The organism is Mesorhizobium sp. M0848 (assembly GCF_040319805.1).
In the GTDB taxonomy this organism is placed as follows: domain Bacteria; phylum Pseudomonadota; class Alphaproteobacteria; order Rhizobiales; family Rhizobiaceae; genus Mesorhizobium.
In genome coordinates this window covers 48,732-72,380 of the sequence record NZ_JAMYOM010000017.1, presented here as the reverse complement: position 1 = coordinate 72,380, position 23,649 = coordinate 48,732, and the positions used below count along the sequence as shown (strand labels likewise).

Sequence of the window (23,649 nt, the reverse complement as noted above, 5' to 3'; positions counted from 1 at the left end):
GATGCCAATGTCTGGCATTGGCCACCGGCCGGTCAGTAAGAACCGCGCGACATCCAGACGGCCGGGACGGTCTTGATGATGATGCGAACGTCCTCGAACAGCGACCAGTTCTCGACATAGTGGCGATCGAAGGCGACGCGGCTGTCATAGGACACATCGTTGCGGCCGCTGACTTGCCACAGGCCAGTCAGGCCCGGGCGGGATTTCAGGTAATAGACGGCGGACGTGCCATAGATCTCCAGCTCGTCGCGCACGACCGGACGAGGGCCGACAAGGCTCATGTCGCCCTGCAGGATGTTGATGATCTGCGGCAGCTCGTCGAGGCTGAGTTTCCTCAGCACTGCTCCGACACGGGTAACGCGCGGATCGTTCTTCAGCTTGCGGGTGGCGATCCATTCCGCGTTGGCGTCCGGGTTGGTGGCGAGATAGGTTGCCAATACCCTGTCGCCGTCCGGAACCATGGTGCGGAACTTCAGGCAAGGAAAAATCCGCCCGCCGCGTCCAATTCGCCTGTGACCGTAGAAAATCGAGCCGCCGTCGGAAAACTTGACCAGCAGCGCTATCATGACAAACAGCGGGCTGAGTGCGATCAATCCAATCAGTGAACCGGCGATATCGAAGCTGCGTTTGAGCAAGCCGCCGATCGGTGGCGGAAAATCGATGTCAGCCTGCGAAAAGCTCGCCGTGGCCGACTTGGCAACGTCCCTCATGCCGTAAACTCCATGCGTTGAACGAATGGTTCAGCGCACGATACCAAAAAAATGTTGCAGCGCAACACACAATTTACCACCCCATTGAAATAGTCACGTCATGAATTGACTAAATAATAAGCTTGTCATGCACAAATTTCGGCGTATTTAGCACATTTGTGACAATAAATGGGCACGGCCGAAAAAATAGGGGCCTTTGTGGGGCCGTTTTTAGGCAGACCTACCTATCTGTCAAGGCAAGCTGCAAACTAGTGCTTTATCCTGCCCTAATGCATGGTGAAAACCGTATAAAATACTACTTAATATTGTCTATCTTACTGAAAATGCCGAGGAGAGCAGATCGGCTTAGCTCCCGTCGCGTGCATTGCAGCATGGCAGAGTCGATCGCAAAAGCTCGATCAAAAATATCCGAAGTTGCCCTTGCCGCCTATTGCTCGCCTTAATAGAATTGCAAATTATACCTGTCACGGTGACGACAGGTGGAAAAGGCCGGAAGCAACCGGTCGAGAGTGGGCGACCTTAACAAGCCCACATGACAAGGGACGGCGCTCGGGTGGGGCAATCGTGATAAATACCCGAGCCGGTTTATGGGCTGTTGGGCATGGCACTTCCAAAATTCATCCTCGGGATGATTTTCGCTCTGGCGATCGTCGTCGGCTGGTCCTGGCTGGGCGGTGCGTCGATAGGCACGATATTGGTGCGCGTCATCATCTGCGCCGTGATCATTCAGGCCGGCTATTTCGTGCTCATCTACACCATGATCGCCAGGAGCGCTCCGACGCCTGCCGACATAGCCCGTGACGCCGAGCGCAAACTGAACGCACCAGAGGTCGCCGAAAGCGAGAAGCTGGGCGGTGCCAGGCGCGGCCTGCATTGATGCAGATTGCTCAAACCTGCCCCCGGTTTGGAGGCATGCTTCGAAACAAGAGACCAGGCGCCGCGTGAATCCGTTTCGGCGCGTCTTGGTCGCCGGCTCACGCGACATCGGCGGGTTCGCTCTCTGACTGTTCCCCCGACAGCATCCTCGACAACCGGCTGCCGGTTTTTTCCTTCAGCCGCTGATATTGGCCGACCTCGACGATACGGCCGTTTTCCATCGCCACCACCCAGTCGGCGAAGGCGATCATCGACGGCCGGTGCGCGATGGTCAGGATCGTCATCGTGCCGCGCAATCCGTCGATCGACCTGACGATCAGCGACTGGTTCTGCCAGTCGAGCGCGCTGGTCGCCTCGTCCAGGATGAGCAGCGACGGCTTGCGCAGCAGCGCGCGTGCGAGCGCGATGCGCTGGCGTTCGCCGCCCGAAAGCCGCACGCCGCGATCGCCGACCACCGTCTCGAGCCTGAGGTCGAGCCGTTCGACAAACTCGCCGGCGTGCGCCTGATGCAGCGCGGCCCACAGGTCGCCATCGCTGGCCCGTGGCGCGGCAAGGCGCAGGTTCGCCGCGATCGTGTCGTGCAGGAGGAACACGTCCTGCGGCACATAGGCCACCTGGTCGCGCCAGCGACGGCGATTGCTGGCATCGATCTCGACGCCGTCGACAAGCATCATGCCGGTGGTAGGCTCCAGCAGGCCAAGCAGCATATCGGCGATCGTGCTCTTGCCCGATCCGGACGGGCCGATCAGGGCGGTGACCTTGCCGGCCGGCAGGCCGAAGGTGATGCCGCTCACCACCATCTTGGCGCCAGCATCTCCGTAGGCGAAGGAGACACCGCGAATATTCAATCCCGTATTGAGGGAGAGTGTCCCGGCGTCGGCGAACTCGGTATGGCCTGGTTCGCGTTCGGCGTCGAAACGTGCCTGCAGGCTGCGCATTGCCGTAAAGGCGGGCAGGTTGATCAGCACTTGCTGGGCTTGCGTCTGCATGTCCATGAAGCGCGGCGCGATGCGCATGAAGACCAGGAGCAGGACGACGATCTCGGCCAGCGACAGGTTGAAGCGGACCAAAGCCACATAGATGAACAGGCTCAGGCCCACCACGCTCGCCACCTGGAATACCGCGGTGCCGATGGTGCTGTTGCGCACATAGTCGATGTTGTCGGCCTTCATCCTTTCAAGCGTCGACCGCAGCTGCGCGAAATAGCTGTCCTCGACATTCAGGCTCTTGGCCACCTTGATGCCGCCGAGAAATTCCGAGACCGTCCGGTACTGATCCTGGCGATTGGCGGTCAGCACACGGCCGAAGGCAGTGGCCCGTGCCCGGAAGGGCCGCAGCGCCACGAACATCAGCATGCCGATGACGACGGCAAATAGCGTCATGACCGGCGAGATGAACATGGAAACCAGGAGATAGCCAGCCAGAAGAACGGCGATCTGCACCAGCATCAGCAGTGAGAACGCCGCGCCCTGGACGCGGTCGATGTCGCCGGTCAGGGCATGATCGAGATCGGAACTGCGCATGTGGGTAAAAACGCCCCAGCGCGCCTTGCCGATGCTTTCGAACAGGTTCATGCGAACGCGGTTGACGAAATCGAACAGCAATTTGGCCATGTAGACCGACTTGAAGCGATTGAACGCCGCCTGCGCTGCAACAAGCCCGACCAGCGCGCAAAGCACGGTCGTCAGCTGCAGCGTGCCGTCAGGCACCAGCCAGCGCACGAAATCATTGTTGGGCAGCCGAACAGCGAAATCCTGGTCGGCGCGTCCGACCAGATGCAGCAGCGGGATGAGCAGCAGGATGGAGATGCCCTCGGTCAGGCTGCCGAGGATGAGGAAGAACAGCGCCGTCCATGTTCGCCGGCCGCCGATCCGGGCAATGGCGGCGCCGAATGCGGCAATTTCTCGAAACAGCGACAGGCGAAGGATTGGCTTCGACATGGTTGTGCTCACGGCCGCCGGCTGCCAGCCGACAGATCCTTTTCGATCAGCTCCACGGCTTCGCCGATCCTGTCCAGGCCCGTCGGGACTTCCAGCCGGTACACGCCGATATGGTTAGCAATCCATGAACATTGCTGAAGATGCGCCGCCGCGAAGTCGTCGGGCAGCGCCGCACGGCCGAAGCGCGTCACATAGGAGAATTTGATGATGGCCGGCAGGGCGGCAATGGCGGGCAAGGGCGTGATGTCAGCCCTTTCGCCGCGCTCGAGGACATAGATCCTGGTCGCCGGCACCTTGTCGCCTGAAAAGTCACCGTTCAGGCGATGCTGCATTTTGTCGATCGCCGGATGCACTTGCGGCCGCACTTCCGCTCCCCCGAGCGAGATCGCCGCAGCGGCGTCGGCCGCCAGCTTGATCTGCGGAAAGCCCGGAACGGTCATTGGCTCACTCGGATTGGCAAGGTCCAGCGCCACCACGTCATCGGTAAGCAGTCGATGCCCGGCCCGGATCATCGCGCTTGCCGTCGTCGACTTGCCGGCTCCCTTGTCACCCATGAAGATGGCGCTCGTGCCGGCTGCGGCGATGGCACTGGCATGCAGGACAAGCAGGCCGCGCCGGTGCAAGAGCAGCGCCATGACCGGACCGAGCAGCGGAAACGCGAGCAGCGCATCGTCGACGCCGGGTGCCGGTTCTATGTCGATGCGGCAGTCATCGCTGATCAGGAACGCACCGACAGCATGCCAAGCCAGATATTGCCGGTCCGGCTCGAAGCGAAAATCGGTCGCGGCTTCGGGCGCCGGCTTTGGCAGGTCGATCGCGCCGACAGCGATCACGAGATCCGCCGCCCCCGGCGGCGCCGGCTGCAGTTCGGGCAACATCACCTCCGACGCGATGGTCAGACCATAGGCGCGGTAGAAGCGGCGTTCTCGCATGGCCCGGCCATGTGAAAAGGCATCATCATTGTATAGAGCGAGCGGCTCGTTGCGCGGCATCACGTGGGGCTCCCGCCGTGCTGGAGTTGCCGCAGCCAGAGCGACAGCGAGGCCGAGCGCCAGACATACTGGACATCCAGGGGGGCTGCCTGATCGGGCTGGCGCAGCAGTCGCGCATAGGCAGCACTCACTTGCGGCAGATTGACATAAGGCGCGATGCGGTTCGCATCCGAGACCAGCAGCTGTTCCAGGAGGTCGCGATGGTTGCGCAGCATGCCGTTGACGAGATTGGCGGTGAAGTCGATCTTGTCGCGCCGCCACTGCACCGCCTCCGGCAATACGCCTTGCATGGCGCGACGCAGCACATAGCGACCAAAGCCGTGGCTCAGCTTCTCCTCGCCCGGCAATGCCAGGCAGAACTCGACCAGCGGCTTGTCCCAGAATGGGTATCGCGGCTCGACGCCGAAATTGGCGGCGGCCTTGTCGAGAACCTCGAAGGCATGCGGGACATAGCCGTTCGACAGGATCCAGCGATGGCTCAAGGCGTCGCTGGCCTGAACGCCGGGCGGCATATAGCCGGCCCGGTGAAACCGGTCGACAAGCTCGGTGCGCTTGGCAAGGTCCGGATTGATCAGGTCGCGCCAGCTTCGTGCGCGCTGCGCGTGCGCGGGCTTGCGGATCCTGTTCAGGGCACGGTTGGCCAGATGCCTCAGCTTGGCGATGCGCCAGGCCGGCCCGTAGAGGGTCAGGAACTGGAGATAAAGGCCAAGCGTGCTGTCGCCATAGGTATTGGAGGCGCTGCGGACCTCGCGCCACAGATCCATCCATCGGCCGCCATTCGCAAGCTCGTGCAGGTGACCATGGCCTTGGGAAACGACCTCGTCGCCGCCATGGCCGTCCAGCAGCACCTTGATGCCCTTGGCGCCGGCAGTCCGGTAGATACCGCGGGTGAGCGTCAGGCCCGGCGCCAGGAACGTTCCTTCCTGTTCTTCCAGCACGCGTTCGAATTCGGCGAATGGGGCATAGTTGCCGACCGGGATCAGCGTCGCGTCGACCTTCTGCTGGTCGAGAACGGCATCGATGAAGGGCCGCTCGTCCATCGGCGAGCCCCTCTCGAAAATCAGCGAGAAGGTCGGCAGCTTCGGCCTGCGCGCAGCGGCATTCTGCAGGCCGGCGACACAGGCGATAGATGAGGAATCGAGGCCGCCGCTCAGCATTGCGCCGACTGCCGAGGTCCCTCGCATGCGGCTGCGCACCGATTGCGAGAACAGATGGGCGAATTCCTCCGATGCATCCGACCGCAAGGGCCGCGCCGACGGCTCGATCTGCCAGTATCGACGCAACATCACCTGTTGCGCGGTAACGGTCAGGCTGTGGCGGGCCGGCAGGCTGAATATATCGCTGTAGGGGGTCGACTGCGGGTCGTCGGGAAGCCCGGCCAGGAAACCGGAGATCTGGCGCTCGCTGACACGCGCGCGGATACCTTCGACGCCCAGGATCGGCCCGATCTCGGACGCAAAGGCAAAACGCCGGTCCGCCGCGTGGTAGTAGAACGGCTTGACGCCAAAATGATCTCGCGCGCAAAACAGCGATTGCCGCTCGTCATCCCAGATGGCGAACGCGAAATCGCCTTGCAGATGCTCCGGACAGGCTTCGCCCCAACGCAGATAGGCCCGCATCAGCACGATCGCGTCGGCCACCGACTGGTCGCGGATACCGAGCCTGGCCAGCAACTCGTCACGGTTGTCCAGCCGGCAATCGGCGGTGATGGCGAGCCGGCCGCCAGCCATCGTCAAAGGGCCTGGACCGACCTCATCCGATGTGTTGAGCCAGGCGTGGCCAAGGGCGATGCTGGTGTCCAGCCACCATGAACCGCCGTCGGGACCGCGATGGCGCATGCGCGCCAGCATTTGCTGAATGTCTGCCGCCGCGACCGCCGGTGCGTGTGCTCCGCGCAGCAGGATTCCGGCGACGCCGCTCATCGGCTGCCGTGGTCGACGAGATGGGCGAAGCCGTCGATCGATCCGCCAAGCACGATATGGTTGTCGCTGACCAGCCAGGCATGTGCTTTCAACTGCTCGCCCGTACCACGTTCGATGCCGATGCGTATCGTCGATTCATTGCCTTGGCGGGCGAGAATATACTGGCCGGAGAGCGCCTGGGTCAGGCACGTAGCGTAAGGGACGGAACGGGCCGCGGCGGCAACACCCCAGGCGACACGCCGCAGTTCGCCCATCGAGGCGCACTGCCGCGCGTCGAGCCGCGTCACCAGGCTGCGTACACGATTGTAGGACAGCAGGGTCAGCCCCAGCCGAACTGTCGCCACCACAAGCAGGCAATGGCCAAGGAAGATCATTTCCGAGCCGCTCAGGGAGAAAATCCTGACCAGCCCGTGCCGGCTTCCGCCGCGCTTCGACTGCTTGAGGCCTGTTTCCCTCGCGGGTTCCTGCCGTAAAGCCGTGGCCCGCGAAACCAGGGCCCGCGAAACCAGGGCCCGCGAAACCAGGGCCCGCGAAACTATGGCCTGCCAAACCAGCGCCTTGTGCTGGGTCGGCTTAGACAAGTGCCTCATGATGCCGTCTCGCAAGCCCATTTTCGGCCAGGCCCTTCAGCAATGCGTCGACATCGGCCTGGCAGCGCACCGGGTCGACATTATAGCGCGCAAGCACGGCGCTGCGGATGTCCCCGATCGACCGGGGCTCCTGGATCAAGTCCCAGATGAAGGCGCCGACGCCATTCAGGCTGTAGTAGACATTGGATTTGAGATTGAGCAGCGCCAAGCCATCGCCGAACTCGCAAGCCACGGCATCCTTGGTCGCACTCACGCTATCGTGGTCGGCCAGATCATGGTTCATCCCCGCACCTCACTGACAAAACGCTTCGACATCTCCGGTTGGCGCAGGAGAAGTCGGGAGGCTGGCCCCCCGACCCTCTTACGTCTGCTTTTGAATCCAGAGTCCCGAAATGTCACTCTGGAAACGGCTATAAGTCTCAGGAGAACGTCAGGTCGCCGATCGGCGTGTGCGCGGGGAACGATGCGTCGATCGCCGTGTTGCCGCCGCCACCCTGGGTGATGGTCTCAATCGAACCATGAACCGTCAGGCTTGGTGTCTCGTATTCATGCTTTTCAACATTCTGTTCCATTTTACTCTCCGATTTAGGACTGGAAACGGCCTGTCGAGTGCCGTCAGCACTTTTATGCTGCAATGCAATAGCTGCACGGCAGCATTTATGAGTCAAGACTGTTTTACCTTCCGTTAATCAATTACGTTGCTGGCGTCAGGACATGAGCGGCCATGCCTAAAACTTGTCACTTTTTAGCCGATTCCTTGGGCACGATGGCAGCGCCCGCGCTGATTCTTTAAGCATGTGATTTTGCTTGCATAAGTCGTTTGCTTTGTGCCTATTTTTAGGCGTCGCTAATGGAAAGAATTTTCTGTTTGGAAAATTCGGCCGGGGATCGGCAAAAGACCTGACAAGGACATTTCAGCCGCGGTTCTCACTTCTTTCCGACGCGATCTCGATAGGCGCTCGGTTGCAAAAATTCGCACTGCAAAAGGAAAGGCTTTACGGCACCGAGGTTTTTGGTGATGTTTGCTTCGCACATGCAGCATAAGTGTTCGCGCAAACCGCTTTCTTTGGAGATTGTGCGCTAAATGGCATTGCCTGACGGCTCATACGAACGATTGCGCGCCGCCGGCTGTGCCGACGAGGTGGCCTACGTGCAGGCCTGCCTGCGATTCTATTTTGCCGGGCCGCACGCCGGCGCGGGCGACATTTCGATGCGTGATCTGGACGGTGCCAAAATTGCCGACATCGCCAGGCTGAACAAGGTCGCCACCTTTGTCCTCAAGGCCCTTTCGCGCGCACCCGCGCTTGAGAGGCCGCCTGAGCTTTTCCGATGGCTCGACACCTACCGCAGGAGAACGGTTTCGATGAACGCGTCCTGCATCATGGATTCCATGGCGGTCCATGATGTGCTGCGCGCCAGCGAGATCGATTTTGTTTTTCTGAAGGGTCCGTTCCAGCAGCAGCTTCTCTACGACGACCACTTCATGAAGCCGTCCGGCGATGTCGACATTCTGGTTTCGCCGCTCGGATTTGTCAGGGCGCGTGATGCCCTTCGCAAGATCGGTTATGAGGTATCAGGCAAGTCGAACTCCGTCTGGTGGGTCCGCTTCCTCGGCGAACAGCACATGACCCGGGACGACGGGCCGAGGTCGTCCACGGTAGATCTCCACTACCGCCTCCAGCAGCCCGGCTCGCCAAGCCCGCGCGACGCGGACGGGTTCCTGCGGCGCAAACGACAGGTCGAAATCGCCGGTGCGACGGTGCCGTTCACCTCGGTTGCCGATACTTTGCTTTTGTCCTGCATCAGCGTTGCCAAGGCACTTTTCAACCGGGAACCTTGCGCGGGCTACGTCTGTGATATCAGCGCCAGCGCCGGCCGACTCGACGAGGCGGATCAGCAGCGTTTGCTCGATGCCGCAACCGTGCAAGGTTTGGACGACACGCTGCTGCTTGGCCTGCGCGCCGCCGATGTGCTACTCGGCGGTGCTGGCACGCTGCTGTCGCAGCGCGCGACCAGGATCCTGTCGCGCATCGGCAATGAGGATCTGCTCAGCATGGTCATCGCGCCGTGGCTGCCGTCGCTGCGGTGGCCACAGCGGCGAACGGTGCTGTGGGAACTGTGCGGCCGCGCGCCGGTCCGCTATCTGGCCGAAGCCGGCTGGGCGGCGTCCGCCGATATCAGCCGCCGTATCTTCGAGCGGCCGGGGAGTCGCTGAATGAAGGCAAATCGGGTGCTGATGGCAATTCTGTAGGGCATCGAAGGAGTACGGGGCGAGGGCAAATCGATATTACCTGTACGAGAGGCAAATCCATGTCGATGACGAAATCCGAGGTCTGCGTGATCATCGCGGCAAAAAACGCCGCAGCGACAATCGCCGTCGCCATCGCATCCGCGTTGCGCGAACCGGAAGTGGCGGAGGTCGTCGTTGTCGATGATGCCTCCACCGACCACACCGCCGATGTCGCACGATCCGCCGATGATGGCAGCGGGCGGCTCTCCGTGATGCGCCTCGATGTCAATCGCGGCCCCTCCTTTGCCCGCAACGCAGCCATCGCCGGCTCGAAATCGCCGTTCATCAGCATTCTTGATGCCGACGATTTCTTCCTCGAAGGCCGGTTTCGCAACCTGTTTGCCGGCGCCGATTGGGATTTCGCAGCCGACAACATCATGCTGATCAGGGATGATGCGACGGGCGACGCGACGAAAATCGTCGCGCCGCAATTTGCCGCCGATCCGGAATTCCTCGATTTCGAGCGCTTCGTCGAAGGCAACATCTCCAGGCGCCGCGTGCAGAGGGGCGAACTGGGCTTTTTGAAGCCGGTGATCAGCCGTGCCTTCCTCGACCGCCACGGGTTGAGCTACGACGAGAGCCTGCGGCTGGGCGAGGACTATGAACTCTACGCCCGCGCGGTCGCATGCGGGGCACGGTTCAAGGTCATTCGCTCCTGCGGCTACGGCGCCGTCGTCCGCGCCGATTCTCTGAGCGGCCGCCACAAGACCCAGGACCTGAAGCGTTTGGCCGATGCGGATCTGGCGCTGCTGGCGATAGACAGTCTGCCAGAAGGCTCGAAGGCGGTGCTAAGGCGGCATGAACGGCACGTGCGCGACAAATATCGGCTGCGCAATTTCCTTGACGTCAAGGCTGAGCGGGGGTTGGCATCGGCTGCGGCTTACGCTTTCGCCAGCCTGTCCAACCTCGTCCCCATCGTCCAGGGCGTGGCTTCCGACAAGCTCGAGGCGCTGTTTCGTCGCGTCGGCCTTATGTCCAGCCAAAAACATGTCCCGCCGCGGCGTTTTCTGATGGCCGGAACCAGCATGGGCAAGGAACGCTGAGAGCGGACCCCGGTGCTTGCAATTTGTCCTCGCGGCACGTCATCACGGAAACCATTTCGGCCGGATTTATGAGTTTACGAATTGGGTGGTTGCCTCGCGGCTCCGACGATGGCAGTCTATGTTGCGGTGCAGCATAGTGGACGACCAGCCGAACTGGCCCCCGATCGGATTGGTCTGATGTCTCTCCGGAGCAGGACAACGCAACACGAGTTTTTGAGCCCCGGCTGCGGGGATCGGCCAGAAGCCCGGCCCACAAGCCGGCGATGACAGGAACCTGAGTCCATGGCCTCGATATTCGGTTTCAGATCAAGGGATCCGGCCCGCGACCGGCAGGCCGATGTTTCACGTCTTGATCGTCTGGCAAAGCTGTTCGAGCAGATTGCGGCCGAGATCGAGGCCGAGAGAACCGGGCTTGAGAATCGCTACCGGACAACGTCGACCAACGCCGCCTTCCTGGTCGAAGCCATGGAAAACGGCTCAGCTTCCGACAAGCGGTCTTCGGAAGTCAGCGCACTGACACAGTCGATCCTGAATTGCGAACGCCGCATCGCGGCGCTGTCGCGCCAGGACGGCATGATGAAAGAGCTCCGTCATTCGCTGGATATGGTCTTCGACGAGAATGCCGATTCGGCCACCTCGGCGGAATTCGCCTGGCCGGCAGGTGCAGGCAGAGGTTGAACGTGAAGGCTCGGAACTGTTGCAACAGATTTGATGCAGGGCGGGAAGCAATCGAGAGGGTCACAAGGGAGGTCAAGGTTGGCCCGTTCAGGAGCGGTTCGAACGTCGACTTTGGGTTGGGGACACACAGCGCAAAGGTGAGTTTGGTATGAATTCGAATCCGAAACCTACGACAGCAATTGACGCACCGTCTCTCTCATATCGGGCCGGGCAAGCCGCCCGGCGGCGGCTGGGGTCGCTCGGTGCGTTGCTGCTGGCTGCTCTTGGCGCTTTCGTGGCAACCCCTTCCTACGCCCAGGACATTCCGACATCGCCGTCCTTCGTCGATGATTTCAAAAGCTTCGATCGTGCGCGCTGGTATGTTTCCGACGGCTGGAACAACGGCAGCCATCAGAATTGCACCTGGTCGAAAGGCATGGTCGGACTGTCGAATAATGTGCTGTCGCTCGGCTTCGAAAAGCAGACGTTGAAGGATCGCGACTACGTCTGCGGCGAGATCCAGACCAAGCAGCGCTTCGGCTACGGCACCTATGAGGCACGGCTGAAGACCGATACCGGCTCCGGCCTCAACGCGGCGTTCTTCACCTATATCGGTCCCAGCGACAAGCAGCCCTGGGACGAGATCGACTTCGAGGTCCTGACCAAGGACACCTCCAAGGTGCAGGTCAATGCCTATATCGCGGGCAAGGGCAAGAACGAGAAGCTCGTCGACGTGCCGGGCGGCACGGAGAACGCCTTCAACGACTACGCCTTCGTCTGGCAGAAGGACAGCTTGCGATGGTACGTCAACGGCCAGCTGGTGAACACGATTACCGACCCGGCGAAGCTGCCCAGCCATGCACAGAAGATATTCTTCAGTTTTTGGGGCAGCGATACGATGAAGGGTTGGATGGGAGCGTTCGCGGATCCGGGCCGCAAGCTTTCCCTGCAGATCGAGCGGGTTGCCTTCACGGCGCTCGGCGAACCCTGTCAATTTCCGGAATCGCTGGCATGCAGTGTAAAGTAGTTGGGAAAGTCGATTTGAACCGGCGGGACCGAAAACGGTCCGCTGCCTTGCATGGGAATGAAACCGAATGAATTTGACGGTGTTTGGAATTGGCTATGTCGGCCTCGTGCAGGCTGCGGTCCTTGCCGAAGTCGGGCACCAGGTCGTGTGCGTCGACATCGACGCCGCCAAGGTCGAGCGGCTCAACCAGGGCCTGGTTCCCATTTTCGAACCCGGTTTGGAAAACCTCGTTAAGGAAAACCATGCTGCCGGCCGCATCAAGTTCACCACCGATGCCGCCGCCGCGGTCAGGCATGGCGAGATCCAGATGATCGCGGTCGGCACGCCGCCGGGCGAGGACGGCTCGGCCGACCTCAAATATGTGCTGGCCGTCGCCGAGACCATCGGCCGCGAAATGGACAAACCCAAGATCGTCGTCGGCAAGTCTACGGTGCCGGTCGGCACCTGCGAAAAGGTGAAAGCTAGGATCGCCGACACGTTGAAGAAAAGAGGCCGCGAGGACCTGGCTTTCGATGTCGCTTCGAATCCCGAGTTCCTCAAGGAGGGGTCCGCGGTCGCCGACTGCATGAAGCCGGACCGCATCATCGTCGGCACCGACAGCGAGGACACCGAGGCTGTGATGCGCGAACTCTACGCGCCGTTCAACCGCAACCACGAGAAGATGATCGTGATGGACGTGCGCAGCGCCGAATTCACCAAATATGCCGCCAACTGCATGCTGGCGACCAAGATCAGCTTCATGAACGAGATGGCCAATTTGGCCGAACAGCTCGGCGCCGACATCGAGGAGGTCCGCAAGGGCATCGGCAGCGATCCCCGCATCGGCTACCATTTCATCTATCCGGGTCTGGGTTATGGCGGCTCGTGCTTCCCCAAGGACGTGCGGGCGCTGATCAAGACCGCCGAAGGCGTCAAGTTCGACGCCAAGCTGCTGCGCGCCGTCGAGGAGCGCAACAACGCACAGAAATCGGTTCTCTTCGACAAGGTGGACCGCTATTTCAAGGGCAACCTCAAAGGCAAGACCTTTGCGCTCTGGGGCTTGGCCTTCAAGCCCAACACCGACGACATGCGTGAGGCGCCGGCGCGCGTCCTGATGGAAGCGCTCTGGAAGGCCGGCGCCAATGTGCAGGCTTATGATCCCGAGGCGATGCAGGAATGCCAGGCCATCTACGGACTGCGCGACGACCTGCTTCTGTGCGGCACCAAGGAGGCGGCGCTGCGCGGCGCCGATGCGCTGCTGATCGCCACGGAATGGAAGAGCTTCCGTGCGCCCTCCTTCGATGCGGTGAAGGATGCGCTGATTACGCCGGTCATCTTCGACGGCCGCAACCTCTATGACCCCAAGGTCATCGCCCGCCACGGCATCGAATATCACTCGATCGGCAGAATGGCGGCATGAGACCAGGTCCTGGCAGACGGATGCAAGACCGGTCCGCACATGGCCTGCGGGCGCTGGGACTGAGCGCGTATTTCTGTGTGGAGTTGTAGCCGATGGTGCTGGACGTAAAGCCGGGGCAAATCACCAAGGACCATTTCGATCTCGTTGCGATCGGCTCCGGCTTCGGTTCGGCCTTCTTCCTGCATGAGTTCGCCAAGCGCCGAAAGGCGCGCATTCTGGTGCTGGAGTGGGGACGCCACAACACCCATGAATGGCAGCTCGAGCAGAACGTCAACACCGACATCGAAGACGAGACGACCTACAAGACCAATTCCAACAAGCCGTGGAACTACACGATCGGACTGGGTGGCGGGACGAACTGCTGGTTCGCGCAGACGCCAAGATTTCATCCCAATGATTTCCGGCTGAAAAGCACCTACGGCATCGGCAATGACTGGCCGATCAGCTATGACGACGTCGAGCCGTTCTATTGCGACGCGGAAGACATCATGTCGATCTCCGGCGATCCCGACATGGCGGCGATGCTGCCCCGCTCGAAGCCGTTTCCGCAACCGCCGCATCGCATGTCGACACCGGACAGGATGATGAAGGCGGCGCAGCCCGGCCAGCACTTCGTCATGCCAACCGCGCGGGCGCGGCTGCCGACATCGCAACGCACCTCATGCTGTGCCAATCTGCGTTGCTGGCTGTGTCCGGTCGACGCCAAATTCACCGTCAACAACGGCTTGATGCACGTCTTCGAGCATCCCGACGTTTCGGTCTGCCTCGGTGCGGAAGTGCGCCGGCTCGATCACGTCGGCGGCGCTGTCCGTTCGGTCACGTTCAGCCATGACGGCAAGGAATACCAGGTCAGCGGCGATCTCTTCATTCTCGGCGCCAATGCCATCCAGAGCGCGGCGATCATGCTGCGATCCGGCCTGGGCGGCGAATTCGTCGGCAGCGGCCTGCATGAATCCTACGGCTGGAATTTCGAGGTCTATCTAGACGGCGTCGACAATTTCGACGGCAGCACCATCACAACAGGCCTGAATTTCGGTCTCTATGATGGTCCTCACCGATCGGAGCATGCGGCGGCATTGGTCTATTTCGAGAACCGGTGGCAGCATGGGATGCGTGCCGAAAAAGGGCGGCTACGCCAGGCGCTGCCGCTTGTCGTGGTCACCGAGGACTTGCTCGATCCCGAGAACTTCGTCACGCTTGACGAGGATGAGAATGCCTTCGTCAGCTTCAAGGCGCCATCGGACTATGCGGTGAAGGGCATGGCGCGCGCTCTGGAGAAATTGCCGGGCCTTCTGGCGCCGCTGCCGGTCGAAAAGCTCTTCGATCGCGGCATCCGGCCGAGCGAATCGCACGTCCAGGGCACGCTGAGGATGGGTACGGGCCCAGCTGATTCGGTCATCGACAGCGGCATGATCCACCACCAGCTCAGAAATCTGGTCGTCGTCGGCACCAGCACCTATCCGAGCTGCTCCTGCGCCAACCCGAGCCTGACCGCGGCAGCGCTGTCCTTGCGGGCGGCGAGCCGGATCGCGTGAAAGGAGGTATCGCATGATCGAGATTTCCAGACGCTCGGCCCTGGCCGTCATGGCTGGCGGAGTGGTTTCGACAGGGGTCGCCTACGCCGCCGTTTCCTCGTTCTCGGACGAGGATCTGGTGCGCGTCACGCTGGAAAAATACCTTGGCAAGTTGAACATCCGCATCGAGCATCTGCAGCAGTTCGTGCTGGCGTTCCGCGACAGGAATCCATGGAACTTTCCGAGCGAAAAACTGAGTGACGCCGTCACCTTGGTGGAGGAGCTCAAACTGGGGGCCGCGCGCCGCTTGCTGCCCCAGCGGAAGCGGGAAGATCTGCTGCATTTCGACCGCTGGGTCGTCGCCGAATTCCATATGCTGACGGACTACGCCTGGCGCAGTTCGCCCAACGACCCGATCCGATTTACCGGCTGGCAATCCTGTACCAATCCCTTCGCCAATCTGGAGCCGCCGAAACTTGCCTGACGTCGAAAAGAGAGGCGGCGGACTTTGCCTGTTGTCTCCGAGCAAGGAATACGAGATGCGACAAGGAGCCCGATCATGAAAGTTCTCTTTGCAGGCGGCAACGGCTACCCGCCTGAGTTCAGCGGCGGCGTTCAGTCGAGCACGCATCATCTGGCCGAACAGCTGATCGAGCACGGTCATGAAGCCGCTGTGCTCGCCGCCCTGTTCGGTGATGGTGTCTTCGGCTTCAAGGCGCGCGCCAAGATGAAGCTGTTGCGGCAGCCGGCGGTTGTCGACAGCTATCCCGGCTATCCGGTGGTGCGGGCCTGGTTTCCCTGGGAAGCGGCGGGCTATGCCGTCGACAGGCTGAAACCCGATGTCGCCGTGGTCCAGTGTCACAAATCGGTTCCGATCGGCAAGGCGCTGCAGGCGGAGGGCGTGCCTCTGGTCGTTTATCTCCGCAATGTCGAGTTCCATGAATTGGGCGGCGATCTGCGCGAATTGCATTCAGCGCTTTACATCGCCAATTCGGACTTCACCGCACGTACCTACAGACAGGAGTTCGGCATCGAGGCGGTGGTAATCCCGCCCACCATCAACCCGGCGCACTACTCGACGCCAACGACGGGCCAGTTCGTCACGCTGATCAACCCTTATGAGGAAAAGGGGTTTGAACTTGCGGTGCGGATCGCCGGCGCCTGCCGCGAAATCCCATTCCTGTTCGTCGAAAGCTGGAAGCTCGACGACGATCACCGGGCGCGGATCGAACAGACGATCGCTCCCTTGGGCAATGTCGTCCTGGAGAGCCGCACCAGCGACATGAAGACGGTCTATGGCCGCACGAAGATCCTGCTTGCTCCCAGCAAGTGGGAAGAGGCGTGGGGCCGCGTCGCTTCGGAGGCCCATTGCAGCGGAATCCCGGTTGTCGGCTCGCGGCGCGGCGGTCTGCCCGAGGCTGTCGGCTCCGGTGGCGTGGTGCTGGATTACGATGCTCCGCTGGCCGATTGGGTCGCGGCCGTCAGGCGGCTGTGGAACGACAACCAGGAATATGACCGGCTTTCAAGCCTCGCCCGCAGCTTCGCCGGGCGCCCGGAACTCGATCCCGATCGCCAGTTCATCACCTTCTTCTCGATACTGGACAGGGCCATGCAGCAGCGCGCGCGGCAGGCGGCCTAGAGGAGTTCGCCATGTCACGGAAACGGCGAACTCCTCTAACTCTTTGTTTTGACGCGATTCCCAAGGGAAAGCGCTACGCGCTTTTCCCGGGAAAACCGTTCACACTTTTCCTGGAATTGCCCTAACGGCGCCGCCTGAGCAGGTCAGGCCGGGCGTTTGACCCGGCTTTTCAGCGTCTCGTAGCCGCGAGCGCCAAGCAGGGCGCGGGCAATGGTCTTGGCGGCGCTCTTGCGGCCCTCTTGCGACTTGATCTGCCGCAGCCTTGCCGGCAGGTTCCTGGCCGCCTGACCAAGTGCCGGCAGCGACAGCGTGTTGGGAAAGCTGACCATATGCGTTTCGACGCACAGCACCGGCTTGCCTGACAGCTCGGTGATCCTCAGCGCCTGTTCGTGCTCGCTCTCGATGAACAGGATGGCATCGGACTTGCGGTAGAAGTCGGCCTTGAAACTGCCATGCGCGCCGAGCCGCTGCCGTTCCGCCTTGCTCGGCAGATCGAGCATGATCAACTGGTCGTATTTGATCTCATGCTTGGCGAGCCATGCCTCGGTGAGCGCGCGGTATTTCTCCAGCCGGCTGGTGACCAGCCAGCCGATCCTGTGGGTCGCGACATGGAGCGGCCGCGCTTCGCTGAGGAATTTCTCATAGGCCGGGCCGTCGTCATTTTCCGCCTCTGTCGGATCGAGGCACAGCACGCCGTCAATATCGACGCAGCATTGCGCCAGGAATTTATGATGCATGAAGTTCCACTGGAACATGCGCGGATGCGGCACGACTTCGAAGACGAGGTCGGTTTCCTGGTGCTGGGGCTCAAGGCCGAACACGGCGGCAAAGGTGAACTCCGCCTCGATGCCCGAAGCCTGGATGCGGGCGCGTGCGTCGCGCATGGCGTTGCCGCCGGCGACGCTGTCGTCGATCACCAGCACCTTGCGCATCTCGGAAACCTTGCGGTCGAGAGCGGCACGGCGCTTGGTGACGCCAGACGTATAGATCCGACCTGCCAGGAAGCTGTCGAGATCGGTCATCGGGATGTTCGCGGCAAGGCTGACCAGCGTCGCTGCCAAAACGCCGCTTCTCGGCACACCGACCACCAGGTCGATGTCGCGCGGCAGCCGGTGCAGGCCCCTGACGATGGCGTCGTTCATATCGGAGATCGATCGGTAGTGCATGGTTCAGACCTGGTCCTGGAGGAGATGTCCGTAGCAGTCGAAGACGCCCAAATTATTGCGCTTCGCGCGCCGCCGCCGCAGGCAGCCTTGCCGGCAGCATCTTGAGGGCCTCGCGCAAGGCTTCGCGGCCGGAGGCGAATGCCAGTGCGATGACGACGGTAATGAGGTAGGCGAGCACGGCGCCGCTGGCCAGGGCGACGACATGCTGCTGGGGCAGCAGGGGCTTGATGAACCAGATCGCGGCCAGCGCCAGATGGGCGCCAAGCACGAACGGCGTTGCCGCGCGAAGCACATGGTGCGCCTGCAGCGGCCCGCTCTTGCCGACATAAAGCCACAAGAACGGCGTCCGCAGATATTCGCTGATCGCATAGGCGATCGCCACGCCCAGCGCGCCATAGGGCAGGCCGAGCATGAAAGCCAGCACCGACGTCACGGCCGTTATGATGCCCCAGCGCATGAAATCGCCGGAGCGACCCTGGCTGACGAAAAGCCACCCGGCCGGATTGTTGAGCGGCTGCAGCAGCCCGGCAAAGCCGAGCGCCAGGAAAATCGAGGCGCTTGCGCGCCATTGCTCGCCGAGCACGAAGGGGATCAGCACATCCGACATCGCGGTGGCGAAGGCGACGCCGGGAAGCGCCACCAGCAGGATCAGCGGCATGACGCGCAGATAGGCGCTGCGGTAGCGATCCGGCTCGTCCTTAAGCCTGGAAAGCGCCGGAACCATCACCTTCGACAAGGGGTTGGTAATCTGGCTCAGCGGAAACAGAAGCAGCTTGTAGGCGCGGTCATAGAGGCCGAGTTGCGCCTCGCCCCAATATTTGCCGATCAGCACATTGTCGAGGTTGCGGGCAAAGAAATTGGCGAAGTTGAAGCCGGTGATGCCGGCGCCGAAATTGATCAGCTCGCCGATGCCGGCGACCTTGCGCGGCAGGCCCGGACGCCAGCGCGAGCTCGCCCAATAGCAGAGCGTCGGCAACACGGCACCGGTCAGCGTACCGGCAAACAGGGCCCAATAGGAGCGATCGATAAAGGTCCAGGCGATCGACACCGCAAGCCCGGCAATGGCGCTGGCGACGTCGATGACGGCCAGCCGGCCGAACTGCATGCGGCGTGTCAAGAGCGCCAGATGCTGGGCGCCCAGCCCATAGGCCATGATCTGCAGCCCGAACGCAGCCACCAGGCCCGTCACGCGCGGCTCGCCGTAGAAGGCAGCAACCAGCGGCGCCGCACCCGCAAGCACGCAAGCCAGGATAGCGCTGACGGCGACATTGATCCAGAAGAGGTAGTTCACCTCCTCATGCCGGATGCCTGATTTCTGGATCGTCGCCTGGGTCAGGCCGAAATCCTGGAACAGGGCGATAAAGGCAAGCACCGGCGCGCACATCGCCACGACACCGAAATCCTGTGGCGACAATAACCGCGACAGCACGATGACGGACAGGATCTGTGTCGCGACCCGCACCGATTGCGCCATGGCCGTGACAACCGCGCCGCGCCCAACCGACTTGCGCAAGGAGCCTTCTGGCGGATCGAATGCATTGGCTTCCAAATTCAGGATTCCTGATTTTTTACGTGGATTTCCGAGCCCGAAATCCACGACCGCCGCCGACCACAAACTACGGCAATAATTTTGCAGTGCAACAGAAAACGTCGATGCGTGCAGCAAAAATGTTGCGATGCAGCAAGAGCTGTACTAGCATTCCCTCGGGTGGGCCAACAGCGGTCGAGTTTTTATGCTGCATGTCTTGTACCTTGTGCACGACGTTTCCGACCCGGCGGTGCGCCGGCGGATCACGATGCTCAGGGCAGGTGGGGCCCAGGTCACTTTGGCCGGCTTCCGTCGCACCGCGAATCCGATTGCGGATATCGAGGGACTGCGGCCGATCGACCTCGGCGCGACGCGTGACGGGCGATTCGGCCAACGCCTCGCGGCCGTCGCCAAAGCAGCCGTTTCGATAGGCTCGAAGCTTGGCGGCATGCCAAAACCGGATCTCATCATCGCGCGCAACCTGGAAATGCTGGCGCTTGCCCGCCGCGCCAGGTCAGCCTTCGGTGCATCGGTCCCGATCGTATACGAGTGCCTCGACATTCATCGGCTTGTGCTGCGCAACGATGTCCTGGGCAAGGCGCTGCGCGCCACCGAACGCTTTCTGGCCAGGGATGTGAAGCTGCTGGTGACCAGTTCTCCTGCCTTTATCGCCAATTATTTCAAGCCGTTCGGCCAGGTCGCGGCACCCATCGAGCTGGTCGAAAACAAATATTTCGAGGCCGCGACGATCTTGCCCGGCGCTCCGGAGGCTGAAGAGAGCCCGGCCGGTCCGCCATGGCGGATCGGCTGGTTCGGTGCGCTGCGCTGCCGCCGCTCGCTCGAGCTGCTGGCCGATTTCTCCCGCCGCATGGAGGGCCGCTTTGAAATCGTGCTGCGCGGACGTCCGGCTTTGTCGGAATTCCCTGACTTTCACGGCTTTGTCGAAGCCGAGCCGTGGCTGTCGTTTCTCGGGCCCTACCGCAATCCGGAAGACATGGCGGCGATCTACAACGATGTCCATTTTTCCTGGGCGATCGATTTCTTCGAAGCGGGGCAGAACTCCGAATGGCTTCTGCCCAACCGGCTCTACGAAGGCTGCCGTTTCGGAGCGGTGCCGATCTCGATGGGCAACACCGAGACCGGGCGGTTCCTTAAACAGCAGGATATCGGCGTGCTGTTGCCGCAGGCGTCGCCCGAAGCGCTCGAAGCCGTGCTCGGCAAGATGGAAGAGCATCGCTTCGCCAGGCTGAAAGGGCGTGTTCTGGCACGCAATCCGAGGACCTGGAGCTACGATCGCAGCGATTGCCGGGCGCTTGTCGAGCGGCTGCGCAGCCTGACGGCCGTGCCCGGCTCCTTTGCCGCCGAGGCATTGGCATAGGATGGCCAAGGATGGACAGAGGCAAGATGGACAGAGGTTGATGACGCCGACGGAAAAACCCTCATCCAGCCTGATCGTTATCCCGTGCCTGAACGAAGCCGCCCATATCGGTGCGCTGCTCGATCAATTGCGGCCCGCGGCCGCCCGGCTTGGCGCCCGGATCATCGTCGCCGACGGCGGCAGCACCGACGGCACGCTTTCCATCGTCGAGGACGTGATTGCCAAGGACCCGCGGGTCATCCTGCTCCACAACAAGCGGCGCATCCAGAGCGCGGCGATCAATCTCGCCGTCGGTACCTTCGGCGATGGTGCCGACTATCTCATCCGCATCGATGCGCATGGCGGTTATCCCGACGATTATTGCGACCGGCTGGTCGAGGAAGCCCTGGCTACATCAGCGGATTCGGTCGTCGTTTCGATGCTGACCAGCGGCAGCGGTGCCGTGCAGAAGGCGGCCGCCGCGGCGCAGAACTCCAAGCTCGGCACCGGCGGCTCGAAGCATCGGCATCTTTCGCAGGGACAGTGGATCGATCACGGCCATCATGCACTGATGCGGATATCGGCGTTCGGCGCCGTCGGCGGCTACGACGAAGCGTTCAGCCATAACGAGGACGCCGAGCTCGATTACCGCCTGCGCAAGGCCGGCTACAAGATCTGGATGAGCGGCAAGACGCAGATGGTCTACTATCCGCGCGCCTCGCTCTCAGGCCTCTATTTCCAGTATCTCGGCTACGGTCGCGGGCGTGCCAAGAATGTGCTGAAGCATCGCGTCATCCCGAAGGTAAGGCAGATGGTGCCGCTGCTGGTGTTCCCGGTGGTGCTGCTGGCGGCCTTCTCCTGCGTGCACTGGCTGGCGGCGGTGCCGCTGCTGCTGTGGGCGTCGGTGTGCCTGGGCTACGGACTGGTGACGGCTATCCGCCAGCGCAAGGCTGACGTTGCGCTGGCCGGTGTCTCGGCCATGGTCATGCATCTTGGCTGGTCGGTTGGCTTCTGGCTGCAGCTTCTCGGCCTCGGCTCGCGACGCGGAGTGGCCTGATGGCAGTGTCGACAAAGAACCGCAGCATCGACATCGGCGTCTGCACGTTCCGCCGGCCGGAGCTGGCTGACACGCTGCGCTCGCTCGACGCCATGGAGATGCCGGCGGGATTCGATATCCGCATTATCGTCGCCGACAATGACGACACCCCGACGGCCCGTGACCTGGTGGCGGCGCTGTCGCGGGAATTGACGGTGCCGATCCACTATCGGCATGCCCCGGCGCGCAACATCTCGATCGCCCGCAATGCCTGCCTCGATGCGAGCACAGCGGATTTCGTCGCCTTCATCGATGACGACGAGACGGCCACGCATCAATGGCTCGCCGAACTGGTCGTGATGGCGCAGCAAAGCGGTGTCGCCGTCGTGCTCGGCCCGGTCAGGGCGCGCTATCGCCCAGATGCGCCGGACTGGATGCGGCGCGGCGATTTCCATTCGACCTTGCCCGTCTGGGTGCGCGGCGAGATCCGCACCGGCTACACCTGCAATGTTCTGCTGCGGATGGGCTCGGATAGCCTGCGCGGCCGCCGCTTCAGCCTGGCGCGTGGCCAGACCGGCGGCGAGGACACCGAATTCTTCGATCAGATGCACAAGGCGGGCGGCCGCATCGCGTTCTCGCCCGAGGCCTGGGTCGACGAAGTGGTGCCGCGCTCCAGGGCGGCATTCGACTGGCTCGGCCGCCGCCGCTTCCGCGTCGGCCAGACGCATGGCCATCTCCTGGGCAGCAGCGCCAGCGGCATCGGCCTGGTCAAGCAGGTCGGCCTGGCCTCGGCAAAGGCCATCTATTGCTTCGCCTCGGCACTTCCGGTCGTCGTCAGTCCGGTCCGCAGGAACCGCAGCGTGCTGCGCGGCATTATGCATGTCGGTGTCGTCAGCGGCCTCGTCGGCATCCGCGAAATCCGCCTCTATGGCCAGCCGTCGCCACAGGAGGGAGGCAAGCGTGCAGTCTGACGTCAGCTCTGTCCCCGATGTTTCCTTCGTCATTGCCGCCTACAACGCCGAGGCGACCCTTGATCGGGCGATTGCCAGCGCCATCGCCCAGAAGGGTGTCAGCGTCGAAATCATCGTCGTCGACGACAAGTCGCGCGATGCTACGCTCGACGTGGCGCGGGCCTATCCAGGGGATATCGTCCGTGTCGTCGCCCTGGCCAGCAACCGCGGCCCCGGCGGCGCCAGGAATGCCGGCCTCGACGCCGCCCGAGGCAGATGGATCGCGGTTCTCGATTCCGACGACGCGGTCTTTCCCGGCCGGCTCGCGGCCATGATCGCTCGTGCCGAAAGCGCGGATGCCCAGATCGCCGTCGACAATCTGCAGGTCGTTCGCGAAGATGGCGTCATCGAGGACGCGATGTTTCCGCGGCAGTATCTGGAAGGCTTGCGCGAGATTTCGCTGGCCACCTACATCGCCGGCAACGTTGTCTTCGAATCCAAGTTCAACCTCGGCTATCTCAAGCCGATCTTCCAGCGCGAGTTCCTGAACGAAAACCGGCTTCGCTACGACGAAAAGCTGAGGATCGGCGAAGACTACGTCCTATTTGCCGAAGCCCTGGCCAGGGGTGGCAAATGCGTGGTCGAGCCTGATATCGGCTATGCCTATCATATCCGCAGCGGCTCCATCTCGCGCGTGCTCGAGCTTCACCACGTCGAAGCGATGAGCCAGGCAGATGCCGAGTTCGCTCAAACCCATGCGATGGATGAGGCTGCGCAAGCCGCGTTTGCCCGGCGCGGCCGCAGCCTGCGCAAGGCGGCATCGTTTCTGTCACTGGTACAGCACATCAAGGCGCGGTCCCCGCTCAAGGCGATCCGGACAGCGCTCAGCGACCCGGCGGCGGTCAGGCATATGGGCATGCCGATCGCCGTGCGGTTGCGAAGAATGGCGGCACAATTTGCCGTTGGGGCGGGGAGGTGAAGATGCAGGCACATGGAGGGATTTTTCGTGGCCT

The 23,649-nt window shown here is 62.1% G+C and carries 22 protein-coding genes; 13 read left to right on the top strand and 9 right to left on the bottom strand.

Annotation, left to right across the window (positions count from 1 at the left end; genetic code table 11):
* Window positions 1-32: 32 nt before the first annotated feature.
* Window positions 33-710: a sugar transferase gene (locus tag NKH95_RS20155; RefSeq protein ID WP_023811581.1), complete on the bottom strand. Its 678-nt coding sequence runs from the start codon at window positions 708-710 to the stop codon at window positions 33-35.
* 601 nt (window positions 711-1,311) lie between these two features.
* Here NKH95_RS20155 and NKH95_RS20150 point away from each other — a divergent pair.
* Window positions 1,312-1,587, top strand: a complete 276-nt coding sequence (locus NKH95_RS20150) for an exopolysaccharide production repressor protein (protein WP_023811582.1) — start codon at window positions 1,312-1,314, stop codon at window positions 1,585-1,587.
* A 97-nt stretch (window positions 1,588-1,684) separates the two neighbouring features.
* Here NKH95_RS20150 and NKH95_RS20145 read toward each other — a convergent pair whose 3' ends face one another.
* The 6 genes from NKH95_RS20145 to NKH95_RS20120 form a co-directional block, all read right to left on the bottom strand.
* Window positions 1,685-3,526 carry an ABC transporter ATP-binding protein gene (locus NKH95_RS20145; RefSeq protein WP_352439763.1) on the bottom strand — a complete coding sequence of 614 codons (1,842 nt, stop codon included), beginning with the start codon at window positions 3,524-3,526 and terminating at the stop codon, window positions 1,685-1,687.
* 8 nt (window positions 3,527-3,534) lie between these two features.
* Window positions 3,535-4,521: a phosphoenolpyruvate carboxykinase (ATP) gene (locus tag NKH95_RS20140; RefSeq protein WP_352439762.1), complete on the bottom strand. Its 987-nt coding sequence runs from the start codon at window positions 4,519-4,521 to the stop codon at window positions 3,535-3,537.
* A complete protein-coding gene (locus NKH95_RS20135; RefSeq protein WP_352439761.1) occupies window positions 4,518-6,440 on the bottom strand; it encodes a lasso peptide isopeptide bond-forming cyclase in 1,923 nt (640 codons plus the stop codon). Before NKH95_RS20135 ends, NKH95_RS20140 begins: the two co-directional genes overlap by 4 nt.
* Complete coding sequence (locus tag NKH95_RS20130) at window positions 6,437-7,030, bottom strand: lasso peptide biosynthesis B2 protein (RefSeq protein ID WP_352439760.1); 594 nt, start codon at window positions 7,028-7,030, stop codon at window positions 6,437-6,439. Before NKH95_RS20130 ends, NKH95_RS20135 begins: the two co-directional genes overlap by 4 nt.
* Window positions 7,014-7,313 (bottom strand): PqqD family protein, encoded by a 300-nt coding sequence (locus NKH95_RS20125; protein ID WP_352439759.1) that lies wholly within the window; start codon window positions 7,311-7,313, stop codon window positions 7,014-7,016. The genes NKH95_RS20130 and NKH95_RS20125 overlap by 17 nt, the downstream gene beginning before the upstream one ends.
* A 136-nt stretch (window positions 7,314-7,449) precedes the next feature.
* Window positions 7,450-7,602 (bottom strand): lasso peptide, encoded by a 153-nt coding sequence (locus NKH95_RS20120; protein WP_013891488.1) that lies wholly within the window; start codon window positions 7,600-7,602, stop codon window positions 7,450-7,452.
* A gap of 512 nt (window positions 7,603-8,114) precedes the next feature.
* Here NKH95_RS20120 and NKH95_RS20115 point away from each other — a divergent pair.
* The 8 genes from NKH95_RS20115 (at window position 8,115) to NKH95_RS20080 (ending at window position 16,599) form a co-directional block, all read left to right on the top strand.
* Window positions 8,115-9,245 carry a nucleotidyltransferase family protein gene (locus tag NKH95_RS20115; RefSeq protein ID WP_352612492.1) on the top strand — a complete coding sequence of 377 codons (1,131 nt, stop codon included), beginning with the start codon at window positions 8,115-8,117 and terminating at the stop codon, window positions 9,243-9,245.
* Between the two features lie 95 nt (window positions 9,246-9,340).
* Window positions 9,341-10,363 (top strand): glycosyltransferase family 2 protein, encoded by a 1,023-nt coding sequence (locus NKH95_RS20110; RefSeq protein ID WP_023811589.1) that lies wholly within the window; start codon window positions 9,341-9,343, stop codon window positions 10,361-10,363.
* A 282-nt stretch (window positions 10,364-10,645) separates the two neighbouring features.
* Complete coding sequence (locus NKH95_RS20105; protein ID WP_023811590.1) at window positions 10,646-11,041, top strand: single stranded DNA-binding domain-containing protein; 396 nt, start codon at window positions 10,646-10,648, stop codon at window positions 11,039-11,041.
* Window positions 11,042-11,189: 148 nt separating this feature from the next.
* Complete coding sequence (exoK, locus tag NKH95_RS20100) at window positions 11,190-12,047, top strand: endo-1,3-1,4-beta-glycanase ExoK (RefSeq protein WP_127289886.1); 858 nt, start codon at window positions 11,190-11,192, stop codon at window positions 12,045-12,047.
* 67 nt (window positions 12,048-12,114) lie between these two features.
* On the top strand, window positions 12,115-13,446 hold the full coding sequence (locus NKH95_RS20095) for a UDP-glucose dehydrogenase family protein (protein WP_127267657.1): 1,332 nt from the start codon (window positions 12,115-12,117) through the stop codon (window positions 13,444-13,446).
* 92 nt (window positions 13,447-13,538) lie between these two features.
* Window positions 13,539-14,981 (top strand): GMC oxidoreductase, encoded by a 1,443-nt coding sequence (locus tag NKH95_RS20090; RefSeq protein ID WP_352612494.1) that lies wholly within the window; start codon window positions 13,539-13,541, stop codon window positions 14,979-14,981.
* Window positions 14,982-14,994: 13 nt separating this feature from the next.
* The gene (locus NKH95_RS20085) at window positions 14,995-15,444 is read left to right on the top strand and encodes a hypothetical protein (RefSeq protein ID WP_023811594.1); all 450 of its coding nucleotides are present in this window, start codon (window positions 14,995-14,997) and stop codon (window positions 15,442-15,444) included.
* A gap of 75 nt (window positions 15,445-15,519) precedes the next feature.
* Window positions 15,520-16,599: a glycosyltransferase gene (locus tag NKH95_RS20080; protein ID WP_023811595.1), complete on the top strand. Its 1,080-nt coding sequence runs from the start codon at window positions 15,520-15,522 to the stop codon at window positions 16,597-16,599.
* Window positions 16,600-16,742: 143 nt separating this feature from the next.
* Here NKH95_RS20080 and NKH95_RS20075 read toward each other — a convergent pair whose 3' ends face one another.
* Both NKH95_RS20075 and NKH95_RS20070 read right to left on the bottom strand, forming a co-directional pair.
* On the bottom strand, window positions 16,743-17,765 hold the full coding sequence (locus NKH95_RS20075; RefSeq protein ID WP_023811596.1) for a phosphoribosyltransferase family protein: 1,023 nt from the start codon (window positions 17,763-17,765) through the stop codon (window positions 16,743-16,745).
* A gap of 52 nt (window positions 17,766-17,817) precedes the next feature.
* Entirely contained in the window at window positions 17,818-19,314 is a 1,497-nt protein-coding gene (locus NKH95_RS20070; RefSeq protein ID WP_352612495.1) for a lipopolysaccharide biosynthesis protein, read from the bottom strand.
* Between the two features lie 184 nt (window positions 19,315-19,498).
* Between NKH95_RS20070 and NKH95_RS20065 the strand changes: the two genes are divergently transcribed.
* The 4 genes from NKH95_RS20065 to NKH95_RS20050 are packed head-to-tail and all read left to right on the top strand — an operon-like array spanning window position 19,499 to window position 23,615.
* The gene (locus NKH95_RS20065) at window positions 19,499-20,671 is read left to right on the top strand and encodes a glycosyltransferase (protein WP_352551141.1); all 1,173 of its coding nucleotides are present in this window, start codon (window positions 19,499-19,501) and stop codon (window positions 20,669-20,671) included.
* Between the two features lie 40 nt (window positions 20,672-20,711).
* Window positions 20,712-21,707, top strand: a complete 996-nt coding sequence (locus NKH95_RS20060) for a glycosyltransferase family 2 protein (RefSeq protein WP_128302867.1) — start codon at window positions 20,712-20,714, stop codon at window positions 21,705-21,707.
* Window positions 21,707-22,657: a glycosyltransferase family 2 protein gene (locus NKH95_RS20055; protein WP_128302868.1), complete on the top strand. Its 951-nt coding sequence runs from the start codon at window positions 21,707-21,709 to the stop codon at window positions 22,655-22,657. The genes NKH95_RS20060 and NKH95_RS20055 overlap by 1 nt, the downstream gene beginning before the upstream one ends.
* The gene (locus NKH95_RS20050; RefSeq protein WP_128302869.1) at window positions 22,647-23,615 is read left to right on the top strand and encodes a glycosyltransferase family 2 protein; all 969 of its coding nucleotides are present in this window, start codon (window positions 22,647-22,649) and stop codon (window positions 23,613-23,615) included. The genes NKH95_RS20055 and NKH95_RS20050 overlap by 11 nt, the downstream gene beginning before the upstream one ends.
* Window positions 23,616-23,649 lie beyond the last annotated feature (34 nt).

Bases quoted from the DNA above. Each gene is read 5' to 3' on its own strand.
- NKH95_RS20120 (WP_013891488.1), bottom strand. From the start codon at position 7,602: ATGGAACAGAATGTTGAAAAGCATGAATACGAGACACCAAGCCTGACG.
- NKH95_RS20145 (WP_352439763.1), bottom strand. From the start codon at position 3,526: ATGTCGAAGCCAATCCTTCGCCTGTCGCTGTTTCGAGAAATTGCCGCA.
- NKH95_RS20095 (WP_127267657.1), top strand. From the start codon at position 12,115: ATGAATTTGACGGTGTTTGGAATTGGCTATGTCGGCCTCGTGCAGGCT.
- NKH95_RS20155 (WP_023811581.1), bottom strand. From the start codon at position 710: ATGAGGGACGTTGCCAAGTCGGCCACGGCGAGCTTTTCGCAGGCTGAC.
- NKH95_RS20060 (WP_128302867.1), top strand. From the start codon at position 20,712: ATGACGCCGACGGAAAAACCCTCATCCAGCCTGATCGTTATCCCGTGC.
- NKH95_RS20080 (WP_023811595.1), top strand. From the start codon at position 15,520: ATGAAAGTTCTCTTTGCAGGCGGCAACGGCTACCCGCCTGAGTTCAGC.
- NKH95_RS20090 (WP_352612494.1), top strand. From the start codon at position 13,539: ATGGTGCTGGACGTAAAGCCGGGGCAAATCACCAAGGACCATTTCGAT.
- NKH95_RS20105 (WP_023811590.1), top strand. From the start codon at position 10,646: ATGGCCTCGATATTCGGTTTCAGATCAAGGGATCCGGCCCGCGACCGG.
- NKH95_RS20075 (WP_023811596.1), bottom strand. From the start codon at position 17,765: ATGCACTACCGATCGATCTCCGATATGAACGACGCCATCGTCAGGGGC.
- NKH95_RS20055 (WP_128302868.1), top strand. From the start codon at position 21,707: ATGGCAGTGTCGACAAAGAACCGCAGCATCGACATCGGCGTCTGCACG.
- NKH95_RS20115 (WP_352612492.1), top strand. From the start codon at position 8,115: ATGGCATTGCCTGACGGCTCATACGAACGATTGCGCGCCGCCGGCTGT.
- NKH95_RS20135 (WP_352439761.1), bottom strand. From the start codon at position 6,440: ATGAGCGGCGTCGCCGGAATCCTGCTGCGCGGAGCACACGCACCGGCG.
- NKH95_RS20065 (WP_352551141.1), top strand. From the start codon at position 19,499: ATGCTGCATGTCTTGTACCTTGTGCACGACGTTTCCGACCCGGCGGTG.
- NKH95_RS20110 (WP_023811589.1), top strand. From the start codon at position 9,341: ATGTCGATGACGAAATCCGAGGTCTGCGTGATCATCGCGGCAAAAAAC.
- NKH95_RS20085 (WP_023811594.1), top strand. From the start codon at position 14,995: ATGATCGAGATTTCCAGACGCTCGGCCCTGGCCGTCATGGCTGGCGGA.
- exoK (WP_127289886.1), top strand. From the start codon at position 11,190: ATGAATTCGAATCCGAAACCTACGACAGCAATTGACGCACCGTCTCTC.
- NKH95_RS20125 (WP_352439759.1), bottom strand. From the start codon at position 7,313: ATGAACCATGATCTGGCCGACCACGATAGCGTGAGTGCGACCAAGGAT.
- NKH95_RS20150 (WP_023811582.1), top strand. From the start codon at position 1,312: ATGGCACTTCCAAAATTCATCCTCGGGATGATTTTCGCTCTGGCGATC.
- NKH95_RS20130 (WP_352439760.1), bottom strand. From the start codon at position 7,030: ATGAGGCACTTGTCTAAGCCGACCCAGCACAAGGCGCTGGTTTGGCAG.